The organism is Streptomyces sp. cg36 (assembly GCF_041080675.1).
Lineage (GTDB): Bacteria > Actinomycetota > Actinomycetes > Streptomycetales > Streptomycetaceae > Streptomyces.
The window spans coordinates 7,840,377-7,859,835 of sequence record NZ_CP163520.1 but is presented as its reverse complement, the minus strand read 5'-3'; the positions used below and the strand labels follow the sequence as shown (position 1 = coordinate 7,859,835).

Here is a 19,459-nt window from a genome sequence, read left to right as displayed (position 1 = left end):
CGCCGGGGCGTGCGGTCCCGCAAACAGCGGCGGCCACACGTCCCGGCCGGGCCGCACGCGTTCACCCAGGGCCGTCGCACAGCCGTGGCGGTCCGCCTCCCCCAGGCGCCGCCACCGTAAGGTCCTCCCCAAGGACACGAGGACACGAGGCCCCACCGGCGGCCCCGGCCCCGGCCAGGAGCCGGAGGGGCCCCGGGCCGTCGGGAGGGGCCAGCGGAAAGGCTGGGACGTCACATGCGACAGCGCACTCTGGGAGACCTCCAGGTATCGGCCATCGGCCTCGGCTGTATGGGGATGTCCGCCTTCTACGGCACGGCCGACCAGGACGAGGGCGTCGCCACCATCCGGCGCGCCCTGGACCTCGGCGTCACTTTCCTCGACACCGCCCAGGTCTACGGACCGCTCACCAACGAGTCCCTGGTCGGCGAGGCGATCCGGGGACACCGCGACGAATACGTGATCGCCACCAAGTTCAACTACCGGATGGACAGCGCCGTACCGGGCGACATGTCGACGGTGGGCCGCCAGGACGGCTCCGCCGAGCACGTGCGCAGTTCGGTCCACGGTTCGCTCGCCCGGCTCGGCACCGACGTCATCGACCTCTACTACCAGCACCGGGTCGACCCGGCCGTGCCCATCGAGGAGACCGTCGGCGCGCTCGGCGAACTCGTCGCCGAGGGCAAGGTGCGGCACATCGGGCTCAGCGAGGCGAGCGCGGACACCATCCGCCGCGCGCACGCCGTCCACCCCGTCACGGCCGTCCAGAGCGAGTACTCGCTGTGGTCGCGGGACGTCGAGGCCGAGGTGCTCCCCGCCTGCCGGGAACTCGGCATCGGCTTCGTCCCGTACTCCCCGCTCGGCCGCGGCTTCCTCGCGGGCCGCTTCAGCTCGCCGGAGGAGCTCGACCAGGACGACTTCCGCCGCGGCAACCCGCGCTTCACCGAGGCCAATCTGGCGGCCAACCTGCGGCTCGCGGCGAAGGTGAAGGAGATCGCGGCCGAGAAGGACATCACCCCGGCCCAGTTGGCGATCGCCTGGGTGCTGGCCCGCGGCGAGCACCTCGTACCGATTCCGGGCACCAAGCGCCGCACCTACCTGGAGCAGAACGCGGGCGCGGCGGACGTCGAGCTGACCGCCGAGGACCTGGCCCGCATCGAGGCCGAGGTGCCCGAGGCGGCGGGCGAGCGCTACGACGAGAACGGGATGCGGGCGGTGAACCGCTGACGGTGGGGCCGCAGGGCCGCTCGGGCACGGCCCTGGTGAGCTTACCGGCCCCTCGCGCTCGGCCCCGCCTGCGCCGGCAGTGGGGTCCGTGACACGGGTGACCGCCCGGCCTACGCAGCCACGGGCGCCGCGATACGGACGACGCCCGGCCCGCCCCCTATTCGTACCGGTACTTCAGCGACTCCGCCTCCGCCCGCTCGATGTCGGCGATCGTCAGCTCCGGCATCCGCAGCTGGGCCAGCGTCACCTCGGCCGAGGTCGGCTGGGCGTCGGCGGCCAGCCACTGTTCCGGCTTCCAGGCACCGCTGCGCAGCAGCGACTTGGGGCAGTGCGGGTAGACCTCCTCGATCCCCACCACCAGCGCGCTGGCCGGGGGTTTGCCCACAGGGGTCAGCTGCGACAGCAGCTCCGGGCGGGTGGAGACGCAGGCCCGGCCGTTCACCCGCAGCGTCGTGGTGCGCCCCGGGACGACGAACAGCAGACCGGCCCGTCCGGTGGCGATGACGTTCTGGAGGGTGTCGAGACGTTTGTTGCCGGTCGCGTCCGGTATCGCCACCGTCCGCGCGTCCAGGACGGCGACGAACCCGGCGGGGCCGCCGCGCGGGGACACGTCGCAGTTGCCCTCGGCGTCCGCGCTGGCGACGAGGACCAGCGACGCACATCCGATCAACCGCCGTGTCTGGTCGGTGAGTTCGGTCATCTGCTTGCGCACGGCCGCGTCGCCGGGGAGTGCGTAGGCCCGCCTCAGCGCCTCCTGATCGGATACGGCGTCGAGGCGGAGCGAGTCGAAGGCGCTGGTGGCAAGGGGGCGTGTCATACGTTCGACCCTAGTGGGAGACCTCGCGGCCGACCGTCCTCGGTACGTGAGTGGGCTCGGCCGGCGACCGGCCGCGCCGGGCTTCGTCAGCCGGTGTCGCCGGAGCGGGCGTGGGCGTCCCGGTCCCGGATCGTCCTGGCCGCCCGGTGCAGTTCCCGCAGGACCGTGCGTACGGCTCGCCGCGCGGGGCGCTCGGGGCGGTGGAGCACATCGATGTGGCGCCGGGTGTGGACGCCGCTGAGGGGGCGGAAGGCCAGTGCGGGGTGCGGGCGAGTGGTCCAGCGCGGCATCAGGGCCAGCCCGCCACCGGCGGCCACCACTTCGGCGACCACGGTGAATTCGTTGATGCGATGGACGATGTCGAGCTGCCGGTTCGCGGCGGCTGCGATGGCGTCGATGGTCGCCATGAGCGGGAACCCGTCGTGCACGGTGATCCATGGCTGATCGGCCACGTCGCGCGGGGTGAGGCGTCTTTTCGCGGCGAGGGGGTGGTCGGCGGGCAGGGCCACGTCGAGCGGTTCGCGCAGCAGCGTGCTCGCGGCGACCGAGTCCGGCCACGGCGGTGCGTGGTCGAGACGGTGGCCGAGGACGAGGTCGTAGTCGCGGGTCAACCGCGGGAAGTGCTCTTGCGCCACGTCCTCGTCGGCGAGCGCGAGCCGAGGCCGCCGCGGGCCGGTCCCACCGCGCACCAGCAGGGGGAAGAACGCGGCTGCCGCGCTGTGGAAGGCCGCCAGCGACACATCCGCGTCGGGTCGGTCGACGAACTCCTCGACGGTGTGGCGCGCCTTGGCCAGTGCGGTTTCCACCTCGATGGCCGCCCTGGCCAGGGCCTCCCCGGCATCGGTGAGCACCAGTCGGCGTCCGTCGCGCTCGGTGAGCGGGACGGGGACCGAACGCTGCAGCAGCCGCAGCTGCTGGGAGACGGCCGAAGGAGTCATGAGCAGCGCCTCGGCCGTCGCGGTGACGCTTCCCAGTTCGCCGAGCTCCCGCAGGATCTGCAGCTGTCGTTCGTTCACTCCCGCAGTGTAGAGACCGATGCTGTAGAGATCCTTCAAGATCCCTTAAGAACATCGCTCTTGGCTTCAGAGTGGATGGGAGGCAGCGTGGGGGCGTGCTCTCCGCCCGCCGCACTGACGCAGTGCTCCTCCTCGTCGCCCTGGTCTGGGGCTCCAGCTATCTGGCCGCCAAGACCGCAACCGACGCCCTGCCCGTCCTGGTCGTGCTCTTCGCGCGCTACGCGATCTCCGCGATCGCCTGCTTGGTCCTGGTCACCGCCCAAAACCAGGGGCGCTACACCCGCGACGAGGTGCGCGTCGGGGCTTTGCTGGGGGTCACCCAGGCCGCCGTGCTGGTCCTTGAGACGTACGGCGTCGCCCACACCAGTGCCGCCAACGCCGGGCTGATCATCAGCCTCACCATCGTGCTCACACCGCTGCTGGACCGCACGGCGGGCAACGGCCCGCTGCCGCCGCGCTTCTTCGCCGCGACGGGGGTGTGTCTGCTGGCCGTCACCCTGCTGATGTCGGGCAGCGGCTTCCACGCACCGCGCGCCGGTGATCTGCTGATGCTCGCCGCCGCGGTGGTACGGGCGGCGCACGTGGCGCTCGTGGGCCGTGCGACGAAGGGCCGTGTCGTGCGGCCGTTGCCACTCACCACCATCCAGACGGTGGTCGGCTCGGCACTCTTCCTGGTGCCGGCCGCACACGGACTGGACGACCTGACGCGCATCGACGCGGGGAGCTGGGGCCGGCTCGTCTATCTGGCCCTGTTCTGCAGCGTGTTCGCCTTCCTCGCCCAGACGTGGGCGGTGCAGAACAGCTCCGCGAGCCGGGCCAGTCTGCTGCTGGGCACCGAGCCGGTGTGGGCCGTCATGACGGGCATCCTCCTCGGCGGCGAGAAGCTGACCACCCTCGCGGCCCTCGGGGCGGCTCTCCTGGTCACCGGAACGTACTGGGGACAGAGCATCGAACGCACCCATCGCGGCAGCACGATCCCGCAGGGGGTGGCGGGGCGTGCCGAGGCGCCCACCGGGGCGTGAGGGGCCTCGGCACCTCAAGGCGTGTGCCGGGCGCCTACGCACTCCGGCCGGGGCGAAGGCGCTCGGGTAAGGTCCCTGCACGTGCACGCGTTCGGGCGTGTCCGGGACATACGAAGGAAGGTCAGATGTCCGACGGGCTGGCTTGGATGGCGCAGGCGTTCGACGCGTACTGCGTCACGTTCGTACGCGGGGTGGACATCGTCGAACTGGCGCGGCGCATGGGCGCCGGGCCGGGAGACCTGCGGCCCGACGTCACGGTCGAGGAGGCGTTCGCACTGGCGATGAACGAGTGCCCGGTGGCGCTCGTGGGCGTCTGCGGCGAGTGGGCCTTCGCGCTGGAGCTGTGGAGTGACGCAGCGACCGACACTCCTACGTTGCCGCGCCTGTCGCAGGACGGGGAAGCGGTCGTGCTGCTGAGCAGTACCGGTCCGCGACGCTTTCTGCACGGCGCGGGCGGGCAGGTCCTGGCGGACTTCGAGCCGGGTGTGTCAGCCGATGAGATGGCGGGTGCGGCACCGGGCCGGTTGCGCGAGGCGTTGCTGGCAGGCGGTTTCTTCACTGCCGAGGGGCTGGCCGAGCTGGGCGAGGGCAGCAGAGAAGAGTGGATGCTGCGATCGGCGGAGACCGTCTTCGGCCTCTCGCTGCCTCGTCGGCAACTGGAGGACGGGGCATCGACCGCGGTCATGCTCCCTTGAGTTCGCCACACAGCGGTGAGGGGCGGGAGCCCAAGCCCCCGCCCCTCACTGTGTCAGACCCTGTCTACCTCTTGCGGCTGCGGAACCAGCAGATCTGCGAAAGGTCCTTGCACTCCTCGAAGCCGGGCGTGCTCAGGAAGTACTTGTCCTTGTCGATGATCCGGTTCTTGGGCACGAAGTGCAGACCCATCCGGTTGGGCGCCCCCGAGTTCTCGTCGTTGGGGATGCTGGCCCGGGCGCAGATCTCGTCCCACGTGTTCACGCGGCTGTACGTGGTGTCCTCCAGCAGCGTCCATCCACCGCCGGCCAGGGGTGCGGAGTAGAGCTGGAGGCACTCCTTGCCGTTGGCCACGGCCTGCGGCGGCATGCCGCCGCTCTGGTAGGTGGCGGCGAAGGGGTACTCGTCGCAGCTCGCCGTCTTGCCCGGTATGACGGACACCGGGTTGCCCACCCACTTGTTCGGGCCGCTGGTGGGGCAGATGATGTCCCGGTTGGCCTCCTGGCGGGACTTGTCGGCCAGGTAGTTCAACGGGGCGTTGTGGTCCCTGCTGCCCGGGTGCGAGGGCAGCTTCTGCATCACGATCCAGTAGTAGGCGGCAGCGGACGGGTCCTTGTACGAGTTCACCACGTAGGTCGGGGTGTACTCCGGGAAGACGCAGCCCGGACCCTTGGTCGCCTTGGCCTCACGGTCGCAGCGGACGGACATCTGGCCGGAGGAGTAGCTGGAGGTGGAGGTCTGCCTGCCCTCCACCTTGCCGGAGATGACCCAGTTGAGGTTGATCTTGTCGTTGCCGGACGTGCCGGTCCACGCCTGCTCGACGCTGGCCGTCGCGGTGTGACTGTCCGCGGCGGTGGCCCACAGGTTCGGTGCGGACCAGCTGACGGCGCCGGTGTTGCAGTTCGGGCTGCACGAGGGGGTGATGTCGACGCTGACGGCCAGCATCTTCGGGTCTGCCCGGTAGGGCGTCAGGGAGATCTTCTGCGTGAACTTCTCGCTGGCGACGTCCAGGTCGAGTTCTTGCTGGTAGCTGTAGGTCCAGGTCGCGAAGTGCGTGCCGTTGACGGTCTGCTCGACATCGATCAGCCCTTGCAGACAGCCCTTGGTACGGGTGAAGAACCGGGTGGCGTTGTTGGCCGAGCAGAACGGTGTGGCTGCCGAGGCGGCGAGGCCGCGCTGCTTTCCGGTCAGGCCCTTGGGAGCCGCGGTGGCCGAAGGGCCGATGCAGTACGTGGTGTTCTTCTTGCCCTTGGCCGGGGCGCAGCTCCTGGTCAGCCACGGGGCGGAGGAAGCCGACCCGGCGGACGTGACACCCGATGAAGCCTTCAGCCCGGCGGGGCTGCCGGACAGGACGCTGATGGTGTCGTCGTCCTCCGGATCAGGGGCATTGGGGTCGGCGTCGGGCAGGCGGACGTCGGGAACGGCCGCCGGCGCCGTGTAGGGCATGAAGGCCACCGCGTCGAAGGCGATGTCCTGGTCACCCGTGCCGTCGTCGGTGATGTTGGACAGCCGCACCTCGGCCGGGCCGTGGAAGCGGTACGCGCCGAGCGGCACCCAGCGGTTGGTGTTGCCCGCCTGGGAGATCACCTTGGTCTCGGTGCCGAGCGCGGTGTCGATCTCGTAGCGGGCCTGCGTGGTCTGGGCGCCGTGGTCGGGGATGTGGACCATGACCTTGGCCTGACCCTCGATCATGACCCGCCACTTGGCGGTGACCTTCAGGCGCTGGCCCTTGGCGTCGTCCTTGCGGGTGTGGGTGAAGTAGAAGTGCCCGCCGAAACCGGCGCCGAGCTGATGCGTGTCGGCCTTGCCGGGGTAGGTGACCTCCACGCCGTTGCGCCAGTAGTCCAGCGTGAACGTGCCGTAGCTGTCCCAGTACTTGGGGCAGTTCGGGCGGATGGAGGGGACGTTGGTGGGGACGTCGTCGACGATCGTCGCGGTGGAGGGCAGGTCGGAGTTGCCGCAGTGCGGCGGGTAGGCGGTGCCGTCCGCTTCCTCGGCGTAGGTGGTGTTGAAGCGGACGAACTCATTGCCGCAGCTGTACGAGCAGTCGCTCTTCCACGTGGCGGGCTTGCTCCACCAGCACTTGAAATCGGCGCGGCCGCAGGGGCCCGAGGCGGCGTCGGTGTTGCTCGCGCTGTCGCTGATCCGGCCGGGGTCGCAGTTGTTGGAGGCGTCGCAGAACAACTCCTCCGGCGGCTTGACGTGCGCGCGGTTGTACTTGGCGCTGCCCTGGACGGTGACCGCCTTGTCGCTGCCGTTCCACCACGCGTTGCGGAAGGCGCCGACCGTGGTGCCCGGGGACTCCAGGTACGCGGGCGGGTGCGCGGCGAAGCCGAGGACCTTCTCGGGGTAGGGCCAGTTCTGCGGGTGCGCGGCGGCAGCGGCGTCGTCGTTGCCGTCGGCCTTCTCCATGAACGGCAGACGGCCCGCGTCCCACTCGGGGTTGGCGGGGTTGTTCGCCCAGCCCAGGCCCCAGGCGCCACCGTTGGCGCCCGCCTCGCTCTGCGGGTGGAAACCGGAGTTGTACGCCCACAGGGCGTAGTACCAGTTCTCCAGGCGGCTCGGGGCGCCGTCGTTCAGGGTCAGACCCGCCGCGTGGGTCTCGTTCCACTTGGCGGCGAGGATCTGCAGACCCGCGGCGATGTTGACGGTGTAGTCCAGGGCGACGGCGCGCTGGGTCTCGTAGGGCCAGGCGGCCCCGCCGTGCCCGTCCTCACGTCCGGCCATCCGCATGTGGTCGGTGACCTGCGTGATGCCGTAGCCGCAGTCGGCCTTGTCCCAGTGGATGTCCCAGTCGTTGGACGTGTCGGCGTCGTAGAGGTTGATGCCGTAGAAGTTGCCGATCAGCGGGTTGCCGGTGACTCCGGGCACCGCGCTGCGCGATGCCTGCCACATGTTGGATTCCTGGGCGGTCACGCCCAGCAGCACCTGCGCGGGCACCCGGCCCCCGCCGTCCAGGGACGGGGCGGGGAAGAGGGTCTGCGGCTGATAGGCCGGCATGCCCAGGTTCTTCCAGTTGGCGGGCCGGGAGACCTTCGCGTTCAGATTGCCCACGATGGCCTGGTCGACCGCCCACTCCACCTGGCGCGGCTTGGGCTGCATCGCCTGATTGCGCGGGTCGTTGCGCGGCACCGAACACGTGCGGTCGTCGTCGATGGGCGTCTGCGACGGGTCCCCGCCCGCGGTGGCGCCCCGCAGCGCCTTCTTGGCCCTGCCGCGAGGTGCCGTGAGCTTCGGGGAGGGCGCCTTGCCCTCTCCGGCGTGGGCCGACGGCCGGGCCTGCGGGTCCACCGTGAACGCGGCCTGCTGGTCAGTGGCGGGAACGGACAGGGAGATGGCGACAGGCCGGGCCGAGGTGGCGTCCTGCGGCTGCAACCGGGAGTCCTTGCCGTCCGCCCACCGGGTTCCGCTGACGATGCCTTCGCCGCGCGTGGTGACCGTCGCGTCCTTGGGCGAGCCTGCCAGTTGGCGCACCGAGGAGGGCAGTTGCGTAGCGGCCAGGCGGGTCTGTCCGGTCACGTACACCGTGCCGGCGCCGGCGGCCAGGCCGGTCGAGCCGACCGGCCCTTCGGCGAGCACCACTGGCTGGGGGCGCATGAACGCGGTACGCCCGGGGCTCGCGCCCGGGATGCGCTTGACCTTGGTCGTCCCGTGCTGGGCGCCGCGGCCGTTGTCCAGGAAGACGATGCCGCCCTGGCTGTCGGGCACCAGACGGTAGGGCACACCGGTGGTGCGGGCCAGCGCCGAGGTCTGTCCCTGGGCGCCGATGGACAGCACCTGCGTGCCGCGAGCAGCCGCGACCGTGCCCTGGCCCGCGGGTACGGCGGAGGTGACCTGGCCCTTCACCACGACGGCGGGACTCAGCTTGCCGGTGGTCGCGTCCACCTTGACCAGCCGCGTCTCGTTCTTGTCCTGACCGGCGGACTGGGTCAGCACGGCCGTCTCGTCCGTACCGCAGCCGGGATTGTAGTACGACAGCGACGCCTGGAGATCGAGCTTGTTCACCTTGCCGCTGGTCAGGTCCACGACGGCGGTGAAGCCGCCCCGGGCCATCAGCTGCGGGTCGTTGGTGAAGGTGCGCGGTGCGTAGACGACGACGGCACGGGTGCCCGAGCCGGTCACACACGCGTTGCCGATCCACATGTCCGCGTCGAAGCCGGGCTCCGACAATGTGGCGGCCGTCTTCCACACGTAGCCTTCGCGCTTGTCCGCGGTCAGCAGGTGGAAGCCCGCCCCGTCCGCGGTGGTCGTCCACGCACGGTCCTGCGAGGACTTCCAGGCGGAGCCCAGCACGGCGTCGCGCCGCGCGGAGGGGACTTCGGAGGGGTCGGATGCCTGCCGCGCCGCGGCCCCATCCGACGCGGTACTGGTCTGGGCCCAGGCGGCAGCCTGTATGAGCCCGGTGAGCGTTGCTCCGGCGGCCACAACCGCCCAGGACGCACGCGCTCTTCGAGAGAACGTCACGGGTCTTCCTTCAATGGTTTCGCAGCTGAAGGAAGGCATCGCGCGACACCGCACGTCGCGCGTCCGGCATCCCGATGGACACCGGTCGAGGCGCGGCGTACGACCCCCCGGAAAACCAGTACGGAGCGCTCAGCGCCTTCCCCCGCCGTACTTGCAGCACGGACGGTACCGGACGCCTTCACAGGAAACCAACAGGAACCCCATGCGCCCACCCTCGACCCATCACAGCCCACCAGCAGCCCAGTTGCCCACCCCGGCCACAGGATGGTTTACCCCACCACGTCCACCCATCACGGACATTCCCCGACCCCATGTAAGTTCCGGAGAGCACCTGTTGGTTTCCTGTGGACATGTCAGGTACTGTCACGCCGGAACGTACGATTCCGGGGGGAAACGCATATGACTCGTACTCAGACACGTCCGCACGGCACCTTCAGCGCCGCAGCGGCTGACCCGCTCACCGGCCCGGCCGCACGGGCACACCGCCCGGCACAGCCGCGCCGTCCCGTCTGAGCACTCCCGCCCCAAGACACGGCAAAGTCCGCAGGCCACCATCGAGTCGGCTGATGCCGCTCACTGGTCCAAGGACAGCCCACTGGGCCGGTTCCCCACGATACGTGCCGGGAAGGCACTCGCCCGCGCCCACTGCACAGGGCGCCGGGCGCCGAGCCGGCGTTTCGCGTCTCACCCACACACTGCCGCCACGGGACACCCCGTGGCCTCATCCGAAAGCAACCTCATGCGTACAGCACTGCCCAAGCGCGTCCGTTCGCGCGCCGGTCTGGCTCTGGCCAGCATCTTCGCCGCCTTCGCCGCCCTCATCGTGATGCCCGGCACGGCGTGGGCCGCGTGTGCCCGCTACACCTGCGACAGCCACGACCCCAACGTCCAGACCTGGCAGAGCGGCCCCTTCACCGCCTCCGGCCCGTACGACTTCGGCGGCGGCTTCACCATCGAACTCCGCAAGGGCACCACGGACTCCGACCCGTATGCCTGGGCCCGGGCCCGCTTCCCCGGCGGCAGCAACCAGAACGAGTACACGATGTACGTCGAGCGCTGCCACCTCGACCACACCGTCTGCGAGATCCTCGGCCAGCGCCAGGCCGGCGGCGACTGGACCATCTCGGCGGGGGCCAACAGCAACTACTACATCACCCGCTCGGGCATGTTCTACGACCCCAGCGACCGCACCATCCGCGCCTGTCTCTACCACGGCGACTGGAGCGGCCGCACCTGCACCGGCTGGGCGTAACACCCCTCTGATCGCCCCACATTGAAGCCCCGCTGGAGCTCTCCGGCGGGGCTTCGCGCTACAGCGGTCCCGATGCGGGCCCGGCGGCGGTCACTGCGAGGCCCACCAGGTGGACGGGGTGACCACGGTGAAGCCCAGCGACTCGTACAGCGGCCGTCCGAGCCGCGAGGCGGTGAGGGTCACCGGCAGGTGCGCCATGGGCGCGAGCGAGCCGACCATGACGGCACGCCCGGCGCCACGCGAGCGGCGCGTCGACGGCGTACCGACCCAGTAGTGGCTGCCGAAACCCTCGTGGACGACGGTGACACCGGCTCCGACCGCCTCGCCGTCGAGGATGGCGAGGAACACGTCCACACCGGGCTTCCGGGACAGCGCCTCGGGAAACATCTCGCCGGGACGGTGGGGCTCGAACTGGGTCAGCTCGAAGCCGTCGATCACGATCTGCTCGGCGGCCCCCAGCTCTTCGGCGCTCCTGGCGAGGACCACCTCCATCGCGGGGGCGGCGACCGGGCCGGGCGGGCGCACCATGATCGGCATCTGCCAGTCGCGCATGCCGAGGTGGCCGAGGCCGGTGGAGCTGAACGGGTCCTCCACGTACACCGAACCCTTCGACCGGCCGACCAGCTCGGTCAGTTCGGCCACCTCTGCCGCGTCCAAGTCCGGTTCCTGCAGCAGGATGCGCGTTCCGGCCCGCTCGCCGCCGAGTACGGCCAGGAACCCGCCTCGCCGGACCACCTCGTCGCCGCGGGACTCACCCGTCGCGGCCCAGAACGCGGCGGAGTTGCGGGCCTGCCGCATCGCCGCCCCACCGGGCGTCGCAAGGTGATCCGGGCTGCCCTGCCCGCTCCGGTCCTCGACACGGGTGTCGGGGGTGGTCTGCGACGTATCGGCCATCGGTGGCTCCTGTTCGGTCACGGTGCGGCGGTCCAGGCGGAGGGGCGGACGATGTCCGGAACGGGAAGTCGGTCCGGTCTTCGTCGTGCGTCCAACCTAACGACGCAATGTGTCAGGTGACCGAGCCAATCTCAACCAAGATCCTTGGGCCAATCGCCGTTCTCCGGCCCGGCGCTCCGCGGATGCCCGTGCACCTCCGTGGACTCCACGGCTCTCCGTGGGGCTCCGAACCGCCGGAGTCGTCCTGGCCGACGGACGCGCCGCGGGCGCCTGTCCGGCCGCCGCCGGGACAGACGCCCATTGATCTCCGATCAGGCCACTGAGATCACTTGCAGTACGGCACCGGGGCGAGGTTCTTCACGTAACGGGCGGCGACCCAGCCGGACTTGCCCGCACCGAGCTTGTACCAGAGCTTGTTGCCGTCCACGTTCTGGCTGGCCTTCTTGCACTGCAGGGCGGTCACGGTGCCGTTGGGCAGCAGGGTGAGCCGCTTGGACGTGGTGGTCGCACTCTGGTGCACCCACAGCCCGCCGTTGGCGACGACCTTGCCCGTGGGTCCGGCCGCCGGGGCGGGGGCGGGGGCAGGGGCCTGGTGTGCGGCGGGCGCCGGCTTCGGCGCCGCCGATGCCGCGCTGCCGCCGAGCAGGATCCCCGTGCCGGAGAGCGCGGCGATCGCTCCGGCGGCGACCATCTTGCGCATGCCAGATACGTACATGTCTTCGCCTTTCATTCTCTTCGTTCCCTTTGGGATGTACGCCCAGTAAGACAGTAGATAGCGTCAATCCGTTCCCGGAGTCACGAAGAACTTCCCTGGCACGTCGGCGAGTTGGGGCATACCTCGTGGTTTTCAGCCACCGACGGGCCGCGTGGGACACCCGACAAAGGCGGTACGGATAGTGTCGGGCGTCCCGGGCCAGTGCCAGCGCACGATGGGGTCATGGATGACACGACCTTGATCTCCCGTTTTCTGCGCGACGGATTCGTGCAGCTGGAGGGCGCCGTCGCGCCCCGCGTGGCCGCGGACTGCGCGCGGCTGCTGTGGCATGAGACGGGCTGCTCCCCGGACGATCCGGCGACGTGGACCCGGCCCGTGCACTGGGTGGCCGCAATGGCGCAGGGGCCGTTCGCCGCCGCACCCAACTCCCCCGCGCTCCATCACGCGTACGACCTGCTGGCCGGTGCGGGGCAGCGTCCGACCACCGGCCGATCGCGCTCGCCACCGGGTCTCCGGGTGATGTCTTCCTCTGCCACCCCTTCCTGGTTCACGCCGCGCAGCCGCACCATGGCGCGCGCCCCCGCTTCATGGCACAGCCGCCGCTGATGCCCGCCCTTCCGTACGAACTGGAAAGGACCGACGGAACATACTCACCCGTCGAGGTCGCGATACGCAGGGGTCTGGGCCTGGACGCGCCGGACATCGGTCTCCACTGAAAACCTTGGTTGTCACCACGACAGGACACGACGGCCGGCTCTTCGTTAAACCCACCATCAGCGGACAGAGAGGGCTTACCTAAACTTAGTCGCATGAATGACCCGAAGACTCCGGATGGCGGCGTCACCGGCACACCCGACTCAGACGCCGACAGTGCCGCCGAGCTCGCCGCGCTGGAGGCCCAGGACGCCGCCGAGCTCGCGGAGCTCGAAGGGATGGAGGCCGCCCTCCGCGCGGAGCTCGGCCTGCCCGAGGCGGCCGAGCCGGTCGTCGCGACCGCGCCGCCGGGTGGCTGGCTGCCCTGCCCGTGCTGCGGGCACCAGATGTTCAGCGACGTGTGGTCGGACGAGATCTGCGACGTGTGCTTCTGGCAGGACGACCCGTTCCAGCTGCGCTACCCCTGGGTGGAGGTCGGCTCCAACGGGGGTGCGAGCCTCATGGAGGCACAGGCGAACTTCCAGCGGATCGGTGCGGTGCGTCAGGACCTGGTGCGCCATGTGCGGCCCCCGGCCGAGGACGAGCCCCTGGACCCGGGCTGGCGGCCCTTCGACCCGCAGCGGGACCCGGTCGAGTGGACGACGGGCGGCCCGCCCCACCCGAACGACCTCACCGAGCTGTACTGGTGGCGCCCCACCTACTGGCGCCGCCACGAGACACCCGCTCCCCCGGCAGACAGCTGACCCGAGCCTCCCCAGGTCGCCGGAAACGGTTTGTCCGGGACATCCCGTATGACATACGGTCCTGCGACACCCCCGCTGAACGGTTTGCGGGGTTCTTCATGCCCTGGGGGGTTTCTCACCATGTTGCCCAGTGTCGGCGTCATGCCGCCACCGAACGCCGTCCTGCGCTCGCCGATCGTCCCGGCCAGGGCCACCACGGTCCTGCTCGGAGTCGCCGCCGCCACCGATCTCGTCGCGGTGTACGCGGGGGTCGTGCGCCACCGGCTGACCGGCGACCTGCTGGCCCACAGCAGCGAGGAGATCAACCGCTCCGACGACCTGTACGACCTCGCCGGGACGCTCCAGCTGCTGGTCATCGCGGCCACGGCAGCCGTGTTCATCGCCTGGTTCCACCGCGTCCGGGGAAACGCCGACGTGTTCGCACCGGACGTGTCCACGCGCGGCCGGGGGTGGGCGATCGGCGGCTGGTTCATCCCCTTCGGCAACTTCTGGATCCCCTTCGGCATCGCGCGGGAGATCTGGACCGCGAGCACCCAGCGCGCGCCCGACGGATCGTGGCGCGAGGTGTCCGCCGCGCCCGTCAAGGCATGGTGGACCGTGTGGGTCCTGGCCCTGGTGACGCTCCGGATCGGCACCCAGTGGCAGAACCGCACGACGGATCCCGAGGCGTTCCGGCACGCGACGGACGTGGTCATCCTGGCCGACGCGCTCATGCTCGCCGCCGCGGTCCTCGCCATCGTCTTCGTGCGCAGGCTGACGGCCATGCAGCACACCAAGGCGACCTACGGCCCCGTCGCCGCCGTCTGAGCCACGGCAGCACTGTTCTCAGGCGCCGGTCCGGCACGTCACCGGGTCGGCGCCCCACGTCCGCGGCCGGCACCGGTTCCCCCGGCCCCGCCCCCGGCACCTTCTCGCACACCGCACGGAGTTCCCCCATGTCCCACCGCACTCGCCCCGCCGCCGCGCTGGCCGTGGCCGCCGTCGTGCTCACCACGACCACGGCCTGCGCCGCCGGGAGTTCCCGGCGCGCCGGGGACATGGCACCCAGCGGCACGGGGCAGGCCGCCGGCCCGGCCGCGGCGGCGGTCGCCCGCGCCATGGCCAAGACCGACAAGCTGAACTCGTTCGCGTACACCATGCGCGGCCGGGAACCCGGAGACGGGATCGCGGAGACCGTCGACACCGACGGGTCCCTCAGCGTCAGCCCGCGCACCCTGCGGATGCGCGTGAACGTCGCCGCGGACGGTGACGCCGGCCGCATGGAGCTCCGCAAGGGCGGCGACGCCACGTTCCTGTGGGGCGGCGGCAAGCACTGGCTCAAGTACAAGACCGCGATGCTGGCCGATGAACAGGTGCGCCACCAGGCGCTGTTCGGGCTGGAGAACGAGTTCGAGCGCAACCCGGCCGAGGAGACCGGCCAGCTGGCCGCCGCCCCCGACATCGCCCGGAACGGAACCGAGACGGTCGGTGGAACCACCACCGTGCACTACAGCGGCACGGCCACCCTCGACCAGCTCCGCCGCGCCCTGCTGGGCAAGCCGCGCGAGGCGCAACTGCGCGGCCTGCGGCTCATCAACCGTTACACGGCCTGGGGAGTGCGCTCCCTGAACATGGATCTGTGGGTCGACGGACAGGACCGCGTACGCCAGTTCCGCACGCGCGCCGACGCGGACCGCCCCCTGGACATGACGACCGTGATCACCCGCCACGACGAGCCCGCCCCGCTCCAGGCACCCCCCACCGATCGGACCGAAGACCTCTCGGACCTCACCGCCATCGAGCTCTCCAAGATCCTCAAGCAGGCCCAGGGCGGCTGATCACGGCGGAGCCGGAGGCGAGGCGCTACGTGCGGTGCGCGGGCCTCCGCTCGGGCGCACCCCCTCAAGCGGCCGATCGGGCGCAGGCGAGCCCGTACCGCCGCGCTTGACCTCAAGTCCGCTTGAGTTTCTACGTTCGTGGTCATCGGCAGCAGCCACTCAAGGAGGCACTTCCCATGACCACGAGCGTCGTTCCCGAGACCTACCGCAACGCCGTCGTCGCCCACATCATGCTCGACGGCGCCGCGCGGGCGATCGAGTTCTACACCCGGGCCTTCGGGGCCGTCGAGCTGTTCCGCCTCGACGGCCCCGAAGGCCGCGTCCTGCACGCCGAGATCAAGATCCACGGATCCACCGTCATGCTCGGCGACGCCGAGGGCCCGGTCTTCGGCGCCCCGACGGCGGTCGGAGGCACTACGGTCGCCCTGCACGTCTTCGTGGAGGACGTGGATGCCGTGGCGCATCGGGCCGCGGCGGCCGGTGCCGAGATCCTCCAGCCACCGACGGACCAGTTCCACGGCGATCGCACGGCCATCGTGAAGGACCCCTACGGCCACGTCTGGATCTTCCTCACCCATCTGGAGGACCTCACCCCGGAGGAAGTGGCCCGCCGAGCACGGGAACTCGCTCCCCGAGGTTGACCCCCGGCCCCCGGCCCGCCCCGCTCCGGAAGCACACGCGGCGAGCCGGGACCCGGACCGGCGGACACGAGCCAGGGGCCGGACCCTACGGCTTCGACTTGTCGGCCTCCCGGACCTCATGCAGGTGGATGAGGACGTCGAAGGACTTGGCGATCGCCACGTCGCGCAGCGGTTCGGGGAACATCGTGCCGACGTTGAAGGTGGGACGGGCCGTGTTCAGCCAGGCACGCGCGGAGGCCGGGGCCCTGCGCGCGTCGAGGTAGAAGTCGCGGTAGCGGACCCTGTCGAGGGTCGCCTCGTTGGTGCCGGTCTTCGCGGCGGGAACGGTGAACTTCTTCCATTCGCCGCCCAGCGCCGTGTCCTTCGACAGGAAGGAACCCCGGTCGAAGGTGAAGCCGATGGGAAGGTAGTTCTTGCCCAGGGAGTCGCGCAGGAACGACCCCTGCGTCTTGGAGTAGGTCCGCGGATCGCTGGCAACGACGCCCACGTGGTCGTTGTGGGCCGACAGGAGCACCTTGTGCCCGGTCCGCTGCTGCCACCAGGAGACGTTCTGCGCCATCACCTCGTCCCGGAAGCGCTGGGCGGCGGCGTTGGACGCCGGGTCCGCGGGGTCCAGGGTGAGGAACCGGGTGGTCTGCGCGATGGACCGGGCGTTCTGCTCGGCCCAGTCGAACGCGCTGCCTCCGGATCCCTTCAGGCCGCTGACCAGCTCCAGGGCCCGCTGCGCCTGGCCCGCCAGCCGCTGCCGCTCCGCCTGCGGCTTCTTCAGATAGGCGAAGACGTCGTCGATCGGGCGCAGCCCGGTGTACAGCGTGTTGAGTTCCGGCAGCGCCTGCGGGTGGTTCTGCTTCACGTAGTCGGTGACACGGCCGAAGAAGGCGTCGCTGACTGCGGGGGCGCCGATGTCGTCACCCATGAAGTGGACGGTACGGCCGGGGTGTTCACGGTTGTAGCCGCGCATCCACGTGAGGAGGCTGACGAACTCCTCCCGGTCCCAGGGCGAGTTCGCGAACGTCTCATGGGCGATCTCGCGGGCGTCGCCCTTTCCGGTCTGGAGGTAGTCGTCGATCCTCAGACCCGCGGACCAGCTCACTTCCAGGGCGAAGGTGCTGAAGCCCTTCTCCTCGACGAGGTAGCGGAAGACCCGCTCCTTCATGGTGAAGAACTCGTGCGAGCCATGGGTCGCCTCCCCCAGGCCGACCACCTTGGCGTCACCGACCATCGCCCCCAGGGCGCGAAGGTCACTCGTGTCGCGACCGGGTTCCGTGGACCGCAGCGGATGCGCCGCCTGCTCCAGTGCGCGCACCGGACCCTGCTTCCCGTCGGCCGCCCGGGCCTGCGCGGCCTGCGCCGCCACGGGGATGACGACCGCCCCGATCGCGAGTGCCGCCGTGGCCAGCCGCCCGCGTCGGCCGATGTTCTGGTGCTGCGTAACCATGCGCTGTGCCTCTCAACTTGCCTGGTGCAACCTGAGATGATCATCGTCCGCAGTACCGGCGTACGCAGTGGAGACAACCCCCAAACCCTTCCGGGGGGATACCCCCCGCCCCCGAAGGGGCGGGAGCCCCGGGCCGGTCACTTCACGTCTGCCGTGACCTTCCAGGGCACGACGGCGAAGGGGCAGGTGCGGCCGGGGTCGGGGCGGCAATGGCGTACGGCGGTGATGGTGGCGCTGCCGACGCCCTGCGCGTGGAAGACGGCGGTGGCGTTGCCCGCCGGTGTGACGCCACCGGCGGTGGACCGGAGCACGCCGGGGGCGCTGGACTGCGGTACCTCCCAGCTGTAGGTGAACCCGTTGCCGCGGTAGGCGGTGAGCCTCACCTCGACGTCATCACCCGGCCGCACGGTCACGGTCCGGCCTTCGTCAACGTTCGTCAGAGGGATGCGTGCGGCAGCCGCCTCCGGACGCGCCAGGGGCGAGTACGGCTGGGCAGTCGCCGGAACGGCGGCGAGTGCGCCCAGGGCCAGGGGGACGGCCAGCAGAACGGCCGAGAACTTCGGTGTCTTCACGCTCTCTCCAAGCAAGTGCATCCAGTGGAAGGGCACGCGGCCCGACGATCAGGTTGGCGTGTGAGCCGGGGCAAAGGCATGAACACCGCGCCCAAACAGCCCGATCGGACGACACCTCATGGACAGCACCACACCGCCCCCGGCCTCACCCCTCCCCCGGAACCAACAGCCCCGGGTCCACCGTGCCGACCCCGAGGCGCGGTTCGGGTATGCAGGTCCAGAGCGCCGCCAGCGCGGCGAGCCCGCACAGGAGGGCGACGGCTCCCGTGCGCCCCCTGGCCCAGGGGGCGCGGAAGCGGACCGGGTCCTCGACGAGCACCTTGGAGAGCCAGGCCGCGGCCGTGGAGACGGCGAGGAGGACGGCCGTACGCCCCCAGCCCGACATGCCGAGGCGTTCCTCGCCGAGCAGCAGGTACACGGGCCAGTGCCACAGATAGAGGCTGTAGGAGATGAGGCCGAACCAGCGCAGCGGGGGCAGGGAAAGGACGCGGCCGACCGCGCTGTGGGACGTCCGCGCGAGACAGGCGATGAGCACGGCGGCGGCCAGGGCGTGCAGGAAGAGCCCGCCTTGGAAGAGGGAGGGCGCGTTCTGGCCGTCGGCCACCACCCAGTACGCGCCTATGGCGCAGGTCAGGAGCGTGGAAGTCCAGCCGGTCGCCCGAGGACTCATTCTCGCGACGAGGCGGGTGGCGGGCGCGGTCGCCATCAGTGCGCCGAGCAGGAGTGAGAAGGCGCGGGTGTCCGTGCCTTCGTAGACGCGGGTGGTGTCGGCGGGGACGGTCAGCGCGAGCATGAGTGCGAGGGAGAGCGCCGCCCCGACCGCCGCGACCCCCGCGACGCGCCGGTCCGCCTTGGGACCGCGTGCGACCAGCCCGAGCAGTACGGGCCAGAGCAGATAGAACTGCTCCTCGACCGACAGGCTCCACAGATGGCCGAACACGCGTGTGTCGGCCGAGTTCCAGTATCCGACCTGGTCGGCGATGAAGTGCCAGTTGGCGAGGTTCGCGGCCACCCAGGGGGCGTCGTCGAGCGCGTACCGCAGCAGGGAGGGCGGGCCGAACGACCAGAGAAGGAGCAGGGTGCCCGCGAGGGTCACGGCGAGCGCCGGCAGCAGACGGCGGGCGCGGCGGCCCCAGAAGGCGACGAGGTCGACGCGTCCGCCCCGGGCCCGTACCTCCTTCAGGAGGAGGCCGGTGATGAGGAAGCCGGAGAGGACGAAGAAGAGGTCGACGCCGAGGAAGCCGCCGCCGAGATGGCCGGCGTGGAAGAAGAGAACCCCCAGGACGGCCAGACCGCGCAACCCGTCCAGGGGCGCGACGCGCCGCCCCTCGGCGGGGGCCGTCGTGGATGTCGTACGGGGGCGGCGGTGGGCGGGCGCCGAAGGGGGCGGGGTGGGCATGGGGCTCCAGCGGAAATGGGGGGGCGAAGGGGGCGGGGCTGAGGCGGGGCCCCGCCTCAGCCCTCGAACGGTCACGCGGTGGTCAGGACCCGGCGGCC

The 19,459-nt window shown here is 70.8% G+C and carries 16 protein-coding genes and 1 pseudogene; 9 read left to right on the top strand and 8 right to left on the bottom strand.

What is annotated here, in order from left to right; genetic code table 11:
• Positions 1-234: 234 nt before the first annotated feature.
• A complete protein-coding gene (locus tag AB5J87_RS34630; protein WP_369382701.1) occupies positions 235-1,224 on the top strand; it encodes an aldo/keto reductase in 990 nt (329 codons plus the stop codon).
• A gap of 157 nt (positions 1,225-1,381) precedes the next feature.
• Here the strand turns inward: AB5J87_RS34630 and AB5J87_RS34625 are convergent, their stop codons facing one another.
• Together AB5J87_RS34625 and AB5J87_RS34620 are read right to left on the bottom strand one after the other, a co-directional pair.
• Positions 1,382-2,041 carry an MSMEG_1061 family FMN-dependent PPOX-type flavoprotein gene (locus tag AB5J87_RS34625; protein ID WP_369382700.1) on the bottom strand — a complete coding sequence of 220 codons (660 nt, stop codon included), beginning with the start codon at positions 2,039-2,041 and terminating at the stop codon, positions 1,382-1,384.
• 86 nt (positions 2,042-2,127) lie between these two features.
• Positions 2,128-3,057, bottom strand: coding sequence for a LysR family transcriptional regulator (locus AB5J87_RS34620; RefSeq protein WP_369382699.1), 930 nt, complete (start codon positions 3,055-3,057; stop codon positions 2,128-2,130).
• Between the two features lie 95 nt (positions 3,058-3,152).
• Here AB5J87_RS34620 and AB5J87_RS34615 point away from each other — a divergent pair, with 95 nt between their 5' ends.
• A complete protein-coding gene (locus AB5J87_RS34615; RefSeq protein WP_369382698.1) occupies positions 3,153-4,079 on the top strand; it encodes a DMT family transporter in 927 nt (308 codons plus the stop codon).
• A 125-nt stretch (positions 4,080-4,204) separates the two neighbouring features.
• The gene (locus AB5J87_RS34610) at positions 4,205-4,774 is read left to right on the top strand and encodes a DUF6461 domain-containing protein (protein WP_369382697.1); all 570 of its coding nucleotides are present in this window, start codon (positions 4,205-4,207) and stop codon (positions 4,772-4,774) included.
• A gap of 64 nt (positions 4,775-4,838) precedes the next feature.
• Here AB5J87_RS34610 and AB5J87_RS34605 read toward each other — a convergent pair whose 3' ends face one another.
• Positions 4,839-9,065 (bottom strand): hypothetical protein, encoded by a 4,227-nt coding sequence (locus AB5J87_RS34605; protein ID WP_369382696.1) that lies wholly within the window; start codon positions 9,063-9,065, stop codon positions 4,839-4,841.
• A gap of 910 nt (positions 9,066-9,975) precedes the next feature.
• Here AB5J87_RS34605 and AB5J87_RS34600 point away from each other — a divergent pair.
• On the top strand, positions 9,976-10,488 hold the full coding sequence (locus tag AB5J87_RS34600; protein WP_369382695.1) for a hypothetical protein: 513 nt from the start codon (positions 9,976-9,978) through the stop codon (positions 10,486-10,488).
• Positions 10,489-10,578: 90 nt separating this feature from the next.
• Here the strand turns inward: AB5J87_RS34600 and AB5J87_RS34595 are convergent, their stop codons facing one another.
• Both AB5J87_RS34595 and AB5J87_RS34590 read right to left on the bottom strand, forming a co-directional pair.
• Positions 10,579-11,382, bottom strand: coding sequence for a GNAT family N-acetyltransferase (locus AB5J87_RS34595; protein WP_369382694.1), 804 nt, complete (start codon positions 11,380-11,382; stop codon positions 10,579-10,581).
• Between the two features lie 325 nt (positions 11,383-11,707).
• The gene (locus tag AB5J87_RS34590) at positions 11,708-12,082 is read right to left on the bottom strand and encodes a hypothetical protein (RefSeq protein WP_369382693.1); all 375 of its coding nucleotides are present in this window, start codon (positions 12,080-12,082) and stop codon (positions 11,708-11,710) included.
• A gap of 237 nt (positions 12,083-12,319) precedes the next feature.
• On the opposite strand from AB5J87_RS34590, the pseudogene AB5J87_RS34585 reads away from it, so the two are divergent.
• The 5 genes and pseudogenes from AB5J87_RS34585 to AB5J87_RS34565 all read left to right on the top strand — a co-directional run bounded on the left by AB5J87_RS34585 (position 12,320) and on the right by AB5J87_RS34565 (position 15,952).
• Positions 12,320-12,813 (top strand): annotated as a pseudogene (locus AB5J87_RS34585) (hypothetical protein).
• A gap of 93 nt (positions 12,814-12,906) precedes the next feature.
• Positions 12,907-13,494: a CPCC family cysteine-rich protein gene (locus tag AB5J87_RS34580; RefSeq protein ID WP_369382692.1), complete on the top strand. Its 588-nt coding sequence runs from the start codon at positions 12,907-12,909 to the stop codon at positions 13,492-13,494.
• Between the two features lie 141 nt (positions 13,495-13,635).
• Positions 13,636-14,301, top strand: a complete 666-nt coding sequence (locus AB5J87_RS34575) for a DUF4328 domain-containing protein (RefSeq protein ID WP_369382691.1) — start codon at positions 13,636-13,638, stop codon at positions 14,299-14,301.
• Positions 14,302-14,429: 128 nt separating this feature from the next.
• A complete protein-coding gene (locus AB5J87_RS34570; RefSeq protein ID WP_369382690.1) occupies positions 14,430-15,311 on the top strand; it encodes a hypothetical protein in 882 nt (293 codons plus the stop codon).
• A 176-nt stretch (positions 15,312-15,487) separates the two neighbouring features.
• Positions 15,488-15,952 carry a VOC family protein gene (locus tag AB5J87_RS34565; protein ID WP_369382689.1) on the top strand — a complete coding sequence of 155 codons (465 nt, stop codon included), beginning with the start codon at positions 15,488-15,490 and terminating at the stop codon, positions 15,950-15,952.
• Between the two features lie 85 nt (positions 15,953-16,037).
• Here AB5J87_RS34565 and AB5J87_RS34560 read toward each other — a convergent pair whose 3' ends face one another.
• The 3 genes from AB5J87_RS34560 to AB5J87_RS34550 all read right to left on the bottom strand — a co-directional run bounded on the left by AB5J87_RS34560 (position 16,038) and on the right by AB5J87_RS34550 (position 19,361).
• Positions 16,038-17,390, bottom strand: coding sequence for an erythromycin esterase family protein (locus tag AB5J87_RS34560; protein ID WP_369382687.1), 1,353 nt, complete (start codon positions 17,388-17,390; stop codon positions 16,038-16,040).
• 137 nt (positions 17,391-17,527) lie between these two features.
• Positions 17,528-17,962 (bottom strand): hypothetical protein, encoded by a 435-nt coding sequence (locus AB5J87_RS34555; RefSeq protein ID WP_369382685.1) that lies wholly within the window; start codon positions 17,960-17,962, stop codon positions 17,528-17,530.
• 145 nt (positions 17,963-18,107) lie between these two features.
• Complete coding sequence (locus tag AB5J87_RS34550) at positions 18,108-19,361, bottom strand: acyltransferase family protein (protein ID WP_369382683.1); 1,254 nt, start codon at positions 19,359-19,361, stop codon at positions 18,108-18,110.
• Positions 19,362-19,459 lie beyond the last annotated feature (98 nt).